The sequence below is a fragment of the Streptomyces sp. NBC_00285 genome (assembly GCF_036174265.1).
Classification (GTDB): domain Bacteria; phylum Actinomycetota; class Actinomycetes; order Streptomycetales; family Streptomycetaceae; genus Streptomyces.
On the sequence record NZ_CP108055.1, the window covers coordinates 7,508,399 to 7,521,457 of the forward strand.

At 70.5% G+C, this 13,059-nt stretch carries 12 protein-coding genes; 9 read left to right on the top strand and 3 right to left on the bottom strand.

Annotated elements, in window-relative coordinates; all coding sequences use genetic code 11:
* Positions 1-783: an alpha/beta fold hydrolase gene (locus OHT57_RS34775; protein WP_328750719.1), complete on the bottom strand. Its 783-nt coding sequence runs from the start codon at positions 781-783 to the stop codon at positions 1-3.
* 37 nt (positions 784-820) lie between these two features.
* On the bottom strand, positions 821-1,156 hold the full coding sequence (locus tag OHT57_RS34780; RefSeq protein ID WP_328750720.1) for a DUF427 domain-containing protein: 336 nt from the start codon (positions 1,154-1,156) through the stop codon (positions 821-823).
* Positions 1,157-1,206: 50 nt separating this feature from the next.
* Here OHT57_RS34780 and OHT57_RS34785 point away from each other — a divergent pair, with 50 nt between their 5' ends.
* The 9 genes from OHT57_RS34785 (at position 1,207) to gatB (ending at position 12,083) form a co-directional block, all read left to right on the top strand.
* Positions 1,207-1,746, top strand: a complete 540-nt coding sequence (locus tag OHT57_RS34785; RefSeq protein WP_328750721.1) for a TIGR00730 family Rossman fold protein — start codon at positions 1,207-1,209, stop codon at positions 1,744-1,746.
* A 23-nt stretch (positions 1,747-1,769) separates the two neighbouring features.
* Positions 1,770-2,459 (top strand): SDR family oxidoreductase, encoded by a 690-nt coding sequence (locus OHT57_RS34790; protein ID WP_328750722.1) that lies wholly within the window; start codon positions 1,770-1,772, stop codon positions 2,457-2,459.
* A gap of 174 nt (positions 2,460-2,633) precedes the next feature.
* Complete coding sequence (locus tag OHT57_RS34795; protein WP_328750723.1) at positions 2,634-3,635, top strand: methionine synthase; 1,002 nt, start codon at positions 2,634-2,636, stop codon at positions 3,633-3,635.
* A gap of 15 nt (positions 3,636-3,650) precedes the next feature.
* On the top strand, positions 3,651-5,843 hold the full coding sequence (gene ligA / locus OHT57_RS34800; RefSeq protein WP_328750724.1) for an NAD-dependent DNA ligase LigA: 2,193 nt from the start codon (positions 3,651-3,653) through the stop codon (positions 5,841-5,843).
* Between the two features lie 272 nt (positions 5,844-6,115).
* Positions 6,116-8,353, top strand: a complete 2,238-nt coding sequence (locus tag OHT57_RS34805; protein WP_328750725.1) for a putative bifunctional diguanylate cyclase/phosphodiesterase — start codon at positions 6,116-6,118, stop codon at positions 8,351-8,353.
* Between the two features lie 159 nt (positions 8,354-8,512).
* Positions 8,513-8,809: an Asp-tRNA(Asn)/Glu-tRNA(Gln) amidotransferase subunit GatC gene (gene gatC / locus OHT57_RS34810; protein WP_007384860.1), complete on the top strand. Its 297-nt coding sequence runs from the start codon at positions 8,513-8,515 to the stop codon at positions 8,807-8,809.
* Positions 8,810-8,814: 5 nt separating this feature from the next.
* Positions 8,815-10,317 (top strand): Asp-tRNA(Asn)/Glu-tRNA(Gln) amidotransferase subunit GatA, encoded by a 1,503-nt coding sequence (gene gatA, locus OHT57_RS34815; RefSeq protein WP_328750727.1) that lies wholly within the window; start codon positions 8,815-8,817, stop codon positions 10,315-10,317.
* Complete coding sequence (locus OHT57_RS34820; protein WP_328750729.1) at positions 10,314-10,553, top strand: hypothetical protein; 240 nt, start codon at positions 10,314-10,316, stop codon at positions 10,551-10,553. The genes gatA and OHT57_RS34820 overlap by 4 nt, the downstream gene beginning before the upstream one ends.
* Before the next feature lie 15 nt (positions 10,554-10,568).
* Positions 10,569-12,083 carry an Asp-tRNA(Asn)/Glu-tRNA(Gln) amidotransferase subunit GatB gene (gene gatB / locus OHT57_RS34825; protein ID WP_328750731.1) on the top strand — a complete coding sequence of 505 codons (1,515 nt, stop codon included), beginning with the start codon at positions 10,569-10,571 and terminating at the stop codon, positions 12,081-12,083.
* Positions 12,084-12,134: 51 nt separating this feature from the next.
* Here gatB and OHT57_RS34830 read toward each other — a convergent pair whose 3' ends face one another.
* The gene (locus OHT57_RS34830; RefSeq protein ID WP_328750732.1) at positions 12,135-12,950 is read right to left on the bottom strand and encodes an SAM-dependent methyltransferase; all 816 of its coding nucleotides are present in this window, start codon (positions 12,948-12,950) and stop codon (positions 12,135-12,137) included.
* Positions 12,951-13,059: the final 109 nt, after the last annotated feature.

The window sequence follows — 13,059 nt, forward strand, 5'->3', positions numbered from 1 at the left end:
TCAGACCGCGAAGAACTCCGCCAGAACCGGTGCCAGGGCGGCCGGGTCCACCATGTGGGTCTGGCCCTCCAGGACGCGGTACGACCCCTTCGGCACCGCCTCGGCCACCGCCCTGGTCCCCTCGCGCATCCACTCCGGGCTCGCGCCGCCCGCGACCGCCAGCACCGGGACCGCGACCGAGGCCAGCCGGTCACGGGGGACCAGGCCGCCGGCCATCGCCGAGTTGTCGTAGGCGAGTGTGGGGGCGACCGCCTCCATGCCGGACCACATGGGGGAGTGGCGGGCGCCCTGGATCATGTCCTCGCCCATGCCGGTGAGCCTCAGGAACAGTTCCACCGCGTCCCCGCGCCGGCCCTCGGCCAGGGCGGTCGTCAGCTTCTCGGTGTACTCGGCGTTCTGCTCGGCGCCACCGTCCAGGAAGTCCGCGAACGGCGTCTCGTACACGGCGACCCTGCGGACCGGCAGCCCGCTCGCCGTCGCCTCCAGAACCAGTGCGCCGCCGGACGAGACACCGCACAGACACGCCTCGCCGCCCGCCGCCTCGATGAGCGCGGCGAGGTCGTCGACCTCACGGGCCACCGCGTAGGGAGCCGTGTCGCCGCTCTTCCCGCGGCCCCGGCGGTCGTACACGAGGACGCTGTACCGCTCGGACAGCGGCACGGCCAGGGGCGCGACCGTGCCGCCCGTGGACATCGCGCCGCTGACGAGGATGACCGCCGGGCCCTGCCCGGAGCGGTCGTACGCGATCGGTGTGCCGTCGCGCGAGAAGGTCTTGTTGTCCATGCCTGTGGAGACTGCCGCAGGACACGGAAATCATCGGTCAGGACACGTCGGCGTCGACCTCCACCTCGTAGAAGCAGAGGTGGTCCTTGATCTCGGCGACGGCGGGCTTCGGCTCGGGGTAGAACCACACCAGGTCGGGCGCGTCCGGCAGGGACCAGTAGGACGCGGTGCCCTTGAAGGGGCAGTAGGTGTGGGTGTCGGAGGGGGTCAGCAGCTCCAGCCGGACGTCCTCGGCGGGCAGGTAGTACCGCACGGGAGAGCCCGTCTCCTTGAGGACCAGCGGCCGTGCGCTCTCCGCCAGAACCTGCTCGCCGTGCACCACGCGCACGTGCCGGTCGACTTGCTCGATGGTGATCGTGTGTCCTTCGGCCATACCGGAAAAGCACTCGCGGGCCGCCCGTTGTTCCCCCGTACGGTGACGTCATGCGAATCTGCGTCTTCCTCTCCGCCGCCGACCTCGACGACCGTTACACGCGCCCCGCGCGGGAGTTCGCGAAACTGCTGGGCAAGGGCGGGCACACCCTCGTGTGGGGCGGTTCCGACGTGGGCCTGATGAAGGTCGTCGCGGACGGCGTGCAGGAGGCGGGCGGGCGGCTCGTAGGGGTCTCCGTGGACTTCCTCGCCGGCAAGGCCCGTCCCGGGGTCGACGAGATGGTGATCACCAAGGACCTTGCCGAACGCAAGAGGCTGCTGCTGGAGAAGGCCGACGCCGTGGTGATCATGGTGGGCGGCACGGGCACCCTCGACGAGGCGACCGAGATTCTGGAGCTGAAGAAGCACGGGCACACCGAGAAGCCGGTGGTGCTGCTGAACACGGCGGGCTTCTACGACGGGCTCAAGGAGCAGTTCCGCCGCATGGAGACGGAGGGGTTCCTGCCGCTTCCCCTGACCGACCTGGTGTTCTTCGCGGAGGAGCCGGTGGGGGCGCTGGCGTACCTGGAGGAGTCGCTCGGCACGCGCTGACACCGTGGTGCGAGCATGGCGCCATGGCTACACATGTGATCACCGGAGCGGGCTCCGGCATGGGCGCGGCGGTGGCCCGTCGTCTGCACGCCCGCGGGGACGAACTCGTGCTGCACGCGCGCGACGCGGGCCGTGCGAAGGAACTGGCCGCGCAGTTCCCCGGGGCGAGGACCCTGGTCGCGGATCTGGCGGACCCCGACAAGATCTCCTGGGCCTTCTCGCACCAGGCGCTGCCGGACCGGGTGGACTCGCTGCTCCACATCGCGGGCGTGGTCGACCTCGGTCCGGTGGGCGACCTGACCCCGAAGACCTGGCGCCACCAGCTGAACGTCAACCTGATCTCGCCGGCCGAGCTGACCCGGCATTTCCTGCCCCAACTCCGCTCGGCCCGGGGCCACGTGGTGTTCGTGAACTCGGGCGCGGGGCTGAACGCGCATGCCGACTGGTCCGCGTACGCGGCCTCCAAGCACGGCCTGAAGGCCCTCGCGGACTCCCTGCGCCACGAGGAGCACGCGAACGGCGTCCGCGTCACCTCGGTCTACCCCGGCCGCACCGCGAGCCCCATGCAGGCGAAGGTCCACCAGCAGGAGGGCAAGGAGTACGACCCGTCGCGGTGGATCGACCCGGAGTCGGTGGCGACGACGATCCTGATGGCGCTCGACCTGCCGAGGGACGCGGAGATCAACGACGTGACGGTACGACCGGGGCGGTGACGGTTCTCCCTGAACGCCGGAGGGGCTGATCTCAGCCTGTCCGGCGTTTGAGGACGAGGCCCTTCGGGCCGATGGGGGGTCTGGGGGCGCAGCCCCCAGGGACGGGAAGGGGCGGGACGGGAAGGGGCGGCGGGGGCGAAAAACCTCCCCCGGTCACCTACGTAGGCTTCGCACGTGACCGCAGACTTCAGTTTCGCCCCCGCCACCGGCATCGGCTCCCTCCCCGGCGGCGACGCCAGGGAGGCCGCCAGAACAGCCACCGGCTCCTTCGAGGACTTCCCGTTCCTTCCCGAACTGCCCACCCGCGGCCCCGGCGCCGACATGATCGGCCGTACCGCCGGAATGCTCGTCGAGCTGTACGCGCGCGTGGAGCCCAGCGGATGGCGGATCGGGGACCGGCCGGGCCGGGACACGAAGCGGGCGCGTTCCTGGCTGGGGGAGGACCTGGACTCGCTGGAGGAGTTCACGCAGGAGTACGAGGGACAGCTGAAGGTGCAGGCCGTCGGGCCCTGGACGCTGGCCGCCGCGCTGGAGTTGAGGAACGGGGAGGTCGCCCTCTCCGACCCCGGCGCGTGCCGGGACCTCGCCGGGTCGCTCGCGGAGGGGCTGCGGCTGCACCTGGAGGAGGTCGCCAGAAGGGTCCCGGGCGCGCAGATCGTGCTCCAGCTCGATGAGCCCTCCCTCATCGGGGTGCTGAGGGGGCACGTGAGGAGCGCCAGCGGCTACCGCACCCACCGGGCCGTCGACCGTCAGGTCGTCGAGGCGTCCCTCCGCGACGTCGTCGGGGTTCACGCGGGCGGGCCCGTCGTGGTCCACTCGTGCGCGCCGGACGTCCCCTTCGCCCTGCTGCGGAGGGCCGGAGCGGCGGCGGTCTCCTTCGACTTCTCGCTCCTCACCGAGCGTGACGACGACGTGATCGGTGAGGCGGTGGAAGCGGGGACGAGGCTCTTCGCCGGTGTCGTGCCGGGCACGGACACGGCATTGTCAGACCCTGCCGGTAGCGTCATGGGTGTCAGGACGTTGTGGCGCAGGCTGGGACTGCATCCGGCTCTTCTCGCGGAGGCGGTCACGGTGACTCCGTCGTGCGGACTCGCGGGGGCCTCCCCCGACTACGCGCGCAGGGCTCTCGCCCACTGCGTCCAGGCGGCGAGATCCCTCGCGGACAACCCAGAGTAACGGGAGGACCATACGGTGGCCGGCGACAAGCAAGCGGAAACGACGGTGCCCGCCGAGGCACGGGAGAAGCACGCGCAGCTCGCTGAGCAGATCGAGGAGCACCGCTTCCGGTACTACGTGAACGACGCCCCGGTCGTCAGCGACGCGGACTTCGACAAGCTCCTGCGCGCCCTCGAATCCCTTGAGGACGAGTACCCCGAGCTGCGCACGCCCGACTCGCCGACCCAGAAGGTCGCGGGAGCGTACGAGACGGAGTTCACGTCCGTCCAGCACCGCTCCCGCATGCTCTCCCTGGACAACGCCTTCAGCGACGAGGAGTTGGCGGCCTGGGCCGAGCGGGTCGCCAAGGACGTCGGCACCACCGGCTACCACCTGCTGTGCGAGCTCAAGGTCGACGGTCTCGCCGTCAACCTCACCTACGAGCAGGGCCGTCTCACCCGCGCTGCGACCCGCGGTGACGGCCGCACCGGCGAGGACATCACGCCCAACGTCCGTACGATCGCCGAGATCCCGGACCGGCTGACCGGCGACAGGGTTCCCGACCTCGTGGAGATCCGCGGCGAGGTCTACTTCCCGATGGAGAAGTTCGAGGAGCTCAACGCCCGTCTGGTCGAGGCCGGCGACAAGCCCTTCGCCAACCCCCGTAACGCGGCGGCCGGTTCGCTGCGCCAGAAGGACCCGCGCGTCACCGCCACCCGCCCCCTGCACATGGTCGTGCACGGCATCGGCGCCCTTGAGGGCTACGACGGCATGACCCGTCTCTCCCAGGGCTACGACCTCCTCAAGTCCTGGGGCCTGCCCACCGCGAAGCACAACAGGGTGGTCGACGACCTCGACGGCGTCAGGGAGTTCATCGCCTACTTCGGCGAGAACCGCCACTCCGTGGAGCACGAGATCGACGGGGCCGTCGTCAAGCTGGACGAGATCCCGCTCCAGGGCCGCCTCGGTTCCACCTCCCGCGCCCCGCGCTGGGCGATCGCGTACAAGTACGCGCCGGAGGAGGTCAACACCAAGCTCATCAACATCCGTGTGGGTGTGGGCCGTACGGGCCGGGTCACGCCGTACGCCCAGGTCGAGCCGGTGACGGTGGCCGGCTCGGAGGTCGAGTTCGCCACCCTGCACAACCAGGACGTCGTCAAGCTGAAGGGCGTCCTCATCGGCGACACCGTGGTGCTGCGCAAGGCCGGTGACGTGATCCCCGAGATCCTCGGTCCGGTCGTCGATCTGCGCGACGGCAGCGAGAAGCCCTTCGTCATGCCGGAGAAGTGCCCCGAGTGCGGCACCCCGCTGCGGCCGATGAAGGAGGGCGACATCGACCTGCGCTGCCCCAACGCCCGCACCTGCCCCGCCCAACTGCGTGAGCGACTCTTCTACCTCGCGGGCCGCAAGTCGCTGGACATCGAGAACTTCGGGTACGTCGCCGCGGCGGCCCTCACCAAGCCGCTGGAGCCGAAGCAGCCGCCGCTGACCGACGAGGGCGACCTGTTCGACCTCACCATCGAGCAGCTGCTGCCCATCAAGGCGTACGTCCTCGACCAGGACAGCGGGCTGCCCAAGCGCGACCCGAAGACCGGCGAGGAGAAGGTCGCCACGGTCTTCGCCAACCAGCAGGGCGAGCCGAAGAAGAACGCCGTCGCCATGCTGGAGAACATCGCGGCGGCCAAGGAGCGTCCGCTCGCCCGTGTCCTCACCGGCCTGTCGATCCGGCACGTCGGCCCGGTCGCCGCCGAGGCGCTCGCGCGGGGCTTCCGCTCGGTCGACCGCATCGAGCAGGCGAGCGAGGAGGAGCTGGCGAACACCGACGGAGTCGGCCCGATCATCGCGAAGTCCCTCAAGGAGTGGTTCGCGGAGGACTGGCACCAGGAGATCCTTCGCAAGTGGAAGGCCGCCGGTGTGCGCATGGAGGAGGAGGGTTCGGGGGAGGACGAGGGCCCGCGCCCCCTCGAAGGGCTCACCGTCGTGGTCACCGGAACCCTGGAGCGCTTCACCCGCGACGGAGCCAAGGAGGCGCTGCAGACCCAAGGGGCGAAAGTGACCGGTTCGGTTTCGAAGAAGACGTCTTTCGTTGTTGTGGGTGACAATCCAGGATCGAAGTACGACAAGGCGATGCAACTCAAGGTGCTTGTTCTGAACGAAGACGGCTTTGACGTCCTGCTGGAACAGGGCCCGGAGGCGGCCACCGATGTGGCGCTTCCCACGGAGGAGTAGCGAGGAGCGGCGGTTGAAGGCCACCCGATCGGCGCATACCAGATGCATACGGGTGGCCGGGGCGCATTCAGGCAACCGTCGACGACCGCTGCCCGTGGAAGCCTTCTGCGGCCTACTGTTGAGATGTGCGCCTGCCGTGCCCAGCTGCGGTCGGGGCATCCCCCTGCTCCTGATGAGCAAGGGGAAGTGTTCTCCAACGCGGCGCCGTCGAGGGTTTTGTCGGGCGAACGAGCCGCGTGGCGTGGGCACCGCCGGCTGTGAGAGGGACGGGAATGGAACCGACCGAGAGCGCCGCCCCGGACTCATGGCTGCGCCGGTTCACCGGCGCATGGCGGGCGAGCCGGAGGTCCGGGCAGTCTTCGCGGCGCCCGGGCACGGAGGGGCGCGTCGCGGGGCCGTACACCGCGGCCGGCGGCCCCGGAACCACACAGCTCACCGCCGAGCACGTCCCCGGCATGCCGGGCTCCGAACCTGACCGGCAGTCGTCCGCCTGGCCCGCGCTGCCCACCGCGGTCGTCGCGGCGGCCGGATTCGTGCTGGGCGCGGGCTTCTACCGGGCGTTCACCGGCACCCACGCCCTCTTCCCGTCCGGCACCGTCGGCTGGGCGCTGGCCGTGCTGACCGGCGTCATCGTCGGCCACCTCGTCGCCCTCGGCCGGGCCCGCTGGTGGGGCGGCACCGGCTCGGGCGCCGCCCTCACACTCGCCGTCCTGCTGCTGTACGGCTGGGTGCCCGCCGGAATGGTCAGCCTCACCGTCGTCCTGCTGGTCGGCATAGCCCGGCGCCACCGCTGGCGGCAGGGCATCCTGCACGGCGCGGTGGACATCCTCGGCATAGCCGTCGGCGCCCTGGTCCTCGCCGGGTTCGGCCAGTCGCCGTCCGTCGAGACCCCCTGGAACCCGGACACCTGGTCCTTCTACACCGGACCCGAGGTGGTGCTCGTCGCCGCCGCGTATCTCGCGGTCACCCGCGTCCTGGGCTGGTACCTGCACTCCTCGCGCCACGCCGGTCTGCCCACGCTGGCCCGCACCGCCCTGGTCAGACAGGGACTGGTCGCGGTCGCGCTGCTCGGCATCGCCCCGCTGGTCTGCGTGGTCGCCACCGCCAAGCCCCTGCTGCTCCCGCTCTTCGCGATCCCCCTGATCGCCCTCGACTCCACGCTGTGGATGGCCCGGGCCCGGGCCGAGGAGCAGCTGCGCGACCCGCTGACCGGACTGCCCAACCGGCAGTGGCTCCTGGAACGCATCTGGACCGCCCTGGACGACGCCGAGCGCATCGGCGCCCGGGCCGCCCTGATGCTCATCGACCTCGACCGCTTCCGCTCGGTCAACGACACCCTGGGCCATCTCGCCGGTGACCGGCTGCTCCTCCAGATCGCCGACCGGCTGCGGGTCGCGCTGCCGCGCGGGGCCGAGGCGGCTCGGCTCGGCGGCGACGAGTTCGCCGTGTTACTGCCGGTCGCCGACTCCACGACCTCCGCGACCCGGGTCGCCCGCAACCTGGTCGCGGCCCTCAGCTCCCCGCTCGACCTCGACGGACTCACCCTCGTCCTGGAGGCCAGCGCCGGGGTCGCCGTCTTCCCCGACCACGCCGTGGACGCCGAGGGGCTGCTGCGGCGGGCGGACGTGGCGATGTACCAGGCCAAGCGGGACCGTACGGGCGTAGAGGTGTACGAGTCCAAGCGGGACTCCAACACCCCCGACCGGCTCGGGCTGCTCGGCGATCTGCGCCGGGCCCTGGACGCGCACGACGTACAGCTGCACTACCAGCCCAAGGTCCGCTTCGACGGGCAGGTCGCCGGTCTGGAAGCCCTGGTGCGCTGGGTGCACCCGGAACGCGGGAAGGTGCCGCCGGACGAGTTCATCGCGATCGCCGAGTCATCCGGGCTGATGCCGTACCTCACCGAGTACGTCCTGGACACGGCACTCGCGCAGGTCGCCGAGTGGCGTGCGCAGGGCCTGTTCGTCCCGGTCGCGGTCAACGTCTCCCCACGTGACGTCCACACTCCCGGATTCGCCGGCTCCGTCGCCGCCCGGCTGGCCCGGTACGGAGTCCCGGCGGGATCGCTCCAGCTGGAGATCACCGAACACGTCCTGCTGGAGGACCCTTCGCGGGCGGCGGACACCCTCGCCGCACTGACCGCGCACGGCGTGAAGATGTCCCTGGACGACTTCGGCACCGGCTACTCCTCCCTGGTCCACCTGCGCCGCCTCCCCGTCAGCGAACTGAAGATCGACCGTTCCTTCGTGGCCAAGCTGGCCGTGGACACCGAGGACGCGGAGATCGTCCGCTGCACGGTCGACCTCGCCCATTCCCTGGGTCTCCTCGTCGTGGCGGAGGGCGTCGAGGACGACGAGACGTGGGAGCGCCTGCGCGACATGGGCTGCGACGCCGTACAGGGCTGGCTGGTGGCGGCGGCGATGCCGCCGGAGGAGACGACGGCGTGGCTGCTGGCGCGCGGGTCGCGGGGCTGGCAGCGGCCGAGGGCGGCGTTGCCGGCAGCGGAGTGACCTGCCCGGGCGTCCTTCGGCGCGGTCCGGGGAGTACCCGTTGCCGGCGGTTACGGGAAACCGTTTAACGGCTATCCGGCCATGCCCCATAGGATTGGGGCCGGCCGTCACGGCCAGCCCCGCCCCACACCACACGCACTCACCCCAGAGGATCGCTGCATGCCTGGCATCACGCGCGAGGAGGTCGCCCACCTCGCACGGCTGGCGCGTCTGGAGCTGAAGCCCGAAGAGCTCGAGCACTTCGCGGGACAGCTGGACGACATCATCGGCGCGGTCGCACGCGTCAGTGAGGTCGCCGACCAGGACGTACCGCCGACCTCGCACCCACTCCCGCTGACTAACGTCATGCGGGCGGACGAGGTCCGTCCGTCGCTCACCCCCGAGCAGGCGCTCTCCGGCGCCCCGGCCCAGGAGCAGCAGCGTTTCAAGGTGCCGCAGATCCTGGGGGAGGACTAACCACCATGACGGACAACAGCAGCATCATCCGGCTCACCGCCGCCGAGACCGCCGCGAACATCGCGTCCGGGGTCCTCACGGCCGTCGAGGTCACCGAGGCCCACCTCGCCCGGATCGAGGAGGTCGACGCGAAGGTGCACGCCTTCCTGCACGTCGACCGCGAGGGCGCCCTCGCGCAGGCCCGTGCCGTCGACGAGAAGCGGGCCAGGGGCGAGCAGCTCGGCCCCCTCGCCGGTGTCCCGCTCGCGCTGAAGGACATCTTCACCACCGAGGGCATCCCGACGACCGTCGGCTCGAAGATCCTCGAGGGCTGGATCCCGCCGTACGACGCGACGCTCACCAAGCGGCTGAAGGCCGCCGACGTCGTCATCCTCGGCAAGACCAACATGGACGAGTTCGCCATGGGGTCCTCGACCGAGAACAGCGCCTACGGCCCGACCGGCAACCCCTGGGACCTCACCAGGATCCCCGGCGGCTCCGGCGGCGGCTCCTCCGCCGCGCTGGCCGCGCACATGGCGCCCCTCGCCATCGGCACCGACACCGGCGGTTCCATCCGTCAGCCGGCCGCCGTCACCGGCACGGTGGGCGTCAAGCCGACGTACGGGGCAGTGTCCCGGTTCGGCATGGTCGCCTTCTCGTCCTCCCTCGACCAGGGCGGCCCCTGCGCCCGTACGGTCCTGGACGCGGCCCTCCTCCACGAGGTCATCGCCGGACACGACCCGCTCGACTCCACGTCCATCGACGCCCCGGTCCCGCCGGTCGTCGAGGCCGCCCGCAACGGCAGCGTCGAGGGCATGCGCGTCGGCGTGGTCAAGCAGTTCCGCGGCGAGGGCTACCAAGCCGGCGTCCTCCAGCGCTTCGACGAGTCCGTCGTCCTCCTGCGGGAACTGGGCGCCGAGATCGTCGAGCTGGACTGTCCGTCCTTCGACCTGGCCCTCTCGGCGTACTACCTGATCGCGCCCTCCGAGTGCTCCTCCAACCTCGCCCGTTTCGACGGCCTGCGCTACGGCCTGCGGGCCGGCGACGACGGCACGCACTCCGCCGAGGAGGTCACGTCGATCACCCGCGAGGCCGGCTTCGGCCCCGAGGTCAAGCGCCGCATCATGCTCGGCACCTACGCCCTGTCGAGCGGCTACTACGACGCCTACTACGGCAGTGCCCAGAAGGTCCGCACGCTCATCACGCGCGACTTCGAGAAGGCCTTCGAGCAGGTCGACGTCATCGTGTCGCCGACCACGCCCACCACCGCCTTCCCGATCGGCGAGCGCGCCGACGACCCGATGGCGATGTACCTCGCGGACCTGTGCACCATCCCGACCAACCTCGCGGGCAACTCGGCGATGTCGCTGCCGTGCGGCCTGGCACCCGAGGACAACCTCCCGGTCGGCCTCCAGATCATCGCCCCGGCGCTGAAGGACGAGCGGCTGTACAAGGTCGGCGCCGCTGTGGAGGCCGCCTTCGTGGAAAAGTGGGGGCACCCGCTCCTCGAGGAGGCACCGTCGCTGTGAGCAAGCTGACCAAGGCGAAGGACTTCAAGAAGTCCAAGTCCGGCACGTACCTGTCCATCGCCACCACGGCGTTCGGCGCACTCGGTGTCGCCAAGCGGCTGAAGAAGGCCCGCACCGAGAAGGACACGCTGGTCCTGATCGACGCCACCGTGTCCGCCGTCGCGATCGTCACCGGCCTCGCCATCCTGTACCGCGAGCTGAAGCGGCTGGGCGACGACGACGTCCTGCTGGGCTGAGAGGGAACCTTCACCGTGACCACCACGACCGACCTGGAGTCGTACGAGGACGCTCTCGCGTCGTACGACCCCGTCATGGGCCTCGAGGTCCATGTCGAACTCGGCACCAAGACGAAGATGTTCTGCGGCTGCTCGACCGAACTCGGTCAGGACGCCAACACGCAGACCTGCCCCACCTGCCTCGGCCTGCCCGGCGCGCTCCCGGTCGTCAACGCGATCGGCATCGAGTCGGCCATCAAGATCGGTCTCGCGCTGAACTGCGAGATCGCCGAGTGGTGCCGCTTCGCCCGGAAGAACTACTTCTATCCGGACATGCCGAAGAACTTCCAGACCTCCCAGTACGACGAGCCGATCGCCTTCAACGGCTACCTCGACGTCCAGTTGGAGGACGGCGAGACCTTCCGGGTGCAGATCGAGCGCGCCCACATGGAGGAGGACACCGGCAAGTCGACCCACGTGGGCGGCGCGACGGGTCGTATCCACGGCGCCTCGCACTCGCTGCTCGACTACAACCGGGCCGGCATCCCGCTCATCGAGATCGTCACCAAGCCGATCGAGGGCGCGGGCGAACGCGCTCCCGAGGTCGCGAAGGCGTACGTCGCCGAGCTGCGCGAGCTCATCAAGGCGCTCGGTGTCTCGGAAGCCCGCATGGAGATGGGGCAGATGCGCTGCGACGTGAACCTGTCGCTGCGCCCGCACGGCCGCGAGAAGTTCGGCACGCGTTCCGAGACGAAGAACGTCAACTCGCTGCGGTCCGTGGAGCGCGCGGCCCGCTTCGAGATCCAGCGGCACGCCGCCGTACTGAACTCCGGCGGCACGATCATCCAGGAGACCCGGCACTTCCACGAGGACACCGGGTCGACGACCTCGGGCCGCGTGAAGGAGGAGGCCGAGGACTACCGGTACTTCCCCGAGCCTGACCTGGTGCCGGTGGCCCCCTCCCGGGAGTGGGTCGAGGAGATCCGGGCCGGTCTGCCGGAGCTGCCGCTGGTGCGCCGCAACCGCCTCGTCGCGGACTGGGGCATCACGGCCCTCGACATGCAGGCCATCCTCAACGCCGGCGCCCTGGACCTGATCGTCGCCACGATCGACGCCGGGGCCGACGCGGCCTCCGCCCGCAAGTGGTGGATGGGCGAACTCGCCCGCAGCGCCAACGAGTCCGGCAAGGCGCCGGACGAGCTGGCCATCACGCCGGAGCAGGTCGCCCGGGTCACCGAGCTGGTGTCGAAGGGTGACCTGAACGACAAGTTGGCCCGTCAGGTCATCGAAGGCGTCCTCGCGGGCGAAGGCACCCCGGACGAGGTCGTCGACAAGCGCGGTCTGAAGGTCGTGTCCGACGAGGGCGCTCTCGGTACCGCCGTCGATGAGGCCATCGCCGGCAACCCCGGCATCGCCGACAAGATCCGCTCCGGAAAGGTCGCCGCGGCCGGCGCCCTGGTCGGCGCGGTCATGAAGGCGACCCGCGGTCAGGCCGACGCGGCCCGCGTCAAGGAACTGATCCTGGAGAAGCTGGGCGTCAGCGAAGGCTGAGGCCGAGCGTGCGGTACGGCCCCGGAGGACATGTCCTCCGGGGCCGTACGGCTACTTACGTCGTGCCACGAGCCGTACGAAACCCAGGGCCCGGCCCTCGTCGGCCCGGACCATCTCGCCCACCTCGCGGGCCATCGTGCGATGGAACTCCTCGGGGCTCTCCTCGGCGATCACCTCGCACCACAGCAGCCAGTCCCGCCAGCCGTCCGGCTGCCAGTCGGCCGCCTCCACCTCGACGGCCCCGCTGCGGGCCCAGTGGCGCCGCCACCAGTCGGCGGTGTGGAAGCACCAGAAGTCGGGCTCCCACCACTGCCTGAGATGCTCCGGCGGCTCGATGCCGTCGGGCTCCTCCCGCAGTGCCGGTACGACGATCCCGATCCGCCCGCCCGGCTTCAACAGCCGGGTCAGCGTGGGCAGATAGAGGTCGTTCGTGCCGAAGTACTGGTACGCGTCGATGCTCACGATCGCGTCGAAGCTGCCCTCGGCGAACGGCAGATCGTGCGCTTCCGTGTGCACGGGCAGCACGCGGTCGGCGAAACCGGCCTCCGCGATGCGCTGTGCGTTCTCGTCGGGCTTGACCCACAGGTCGGCCGCCGTGACCTGGAGGTCGTACTCCCTGGCCAGGAAGACCGAGGTCATCGCGCGGCCGCAGCCCAGGTCGAGCACGCGCGCGCCGGGGCGCAGGGTGTCCAGACCCAGGGCGGGCGCGAGCCACTCCAGCAGCCACAGCGCGTTCGGGCCCATCTGGTTCTCGATGACCCAGCGGATGTCGTAGCTGTTGCTGCGCGGGTAGCGGGCCTGGGTCAGCCGCTGGGTGAGGCCCTCATTCGAGGTCCCCGTCATCGGCGGGTTGATGTCGTCTGGCATCGGTGAACGGGCTCCTTGAGTCCGGAAAGGCGGAAAGGGATACGGAGGAGCTCGGTCGGACGCTCAAACAATGCACCTGCTTCGCCGGGGGCGGACGGGCCCGTGGATT

Bases quoted from the DNA above. Each gene is read 5' to 3' on its own strand.
- OHT57_RS34775 (WP_328750719.1), bottom strand. From the start codon at position 783: ATGGACAACAAGACCTTCTCGCGCGACGGCACACCGATCGCGTACGAC.
- OHT57_RS34805 (WP_328750725.1), top strand. From the start codon at position 6,116: ATGGAACCGACCGAGAGCGCCGCCCCGGACTCATGGCTGCGCCGGTTC.
- OHT57_RS34830 (WP_328750732.1), bottom strand. From the start codon at position 12,950: ATGCCAGACGACATCAACCCGCCGATGACGGGGACCTCGAATGAGGGC.
- OHT57_RS34785 (WP_328750721.1), top strand. From the start codon at position 1,207: ATGCGAATCTGCGTCTTCCTCTCCGCCGCCGACCTCGACGACCGTTAC.
- gatA (WP_328750727.1), top strand. From the start codon at position 8,815: ATGACGGACAACAGCAGCATCATCCGGCTCACCGCCGCCGAGACCGCC.
- OHT57_RS34780 (WP_328750720.1), bottom strand. From the start codon at position 1,156: ATGGCCGAAGGACACACGATCACCATCGAGCAAGTCGACCGGCACGTG.
- OHT57_RS34790 (WP_328750722.1), top strand. From the start codon at position 1,770: ATGGCTACACATGTGATCACCGGAGCGGGCTCCGGCATGGGCGCGGCG.
- gatC (WP_007384860.1), top strand. From the start codon at position 8,513: ATGCCTGGCATCACGCGCGAGGAGGTCGCCCACCTCGCACGGCTGGCG.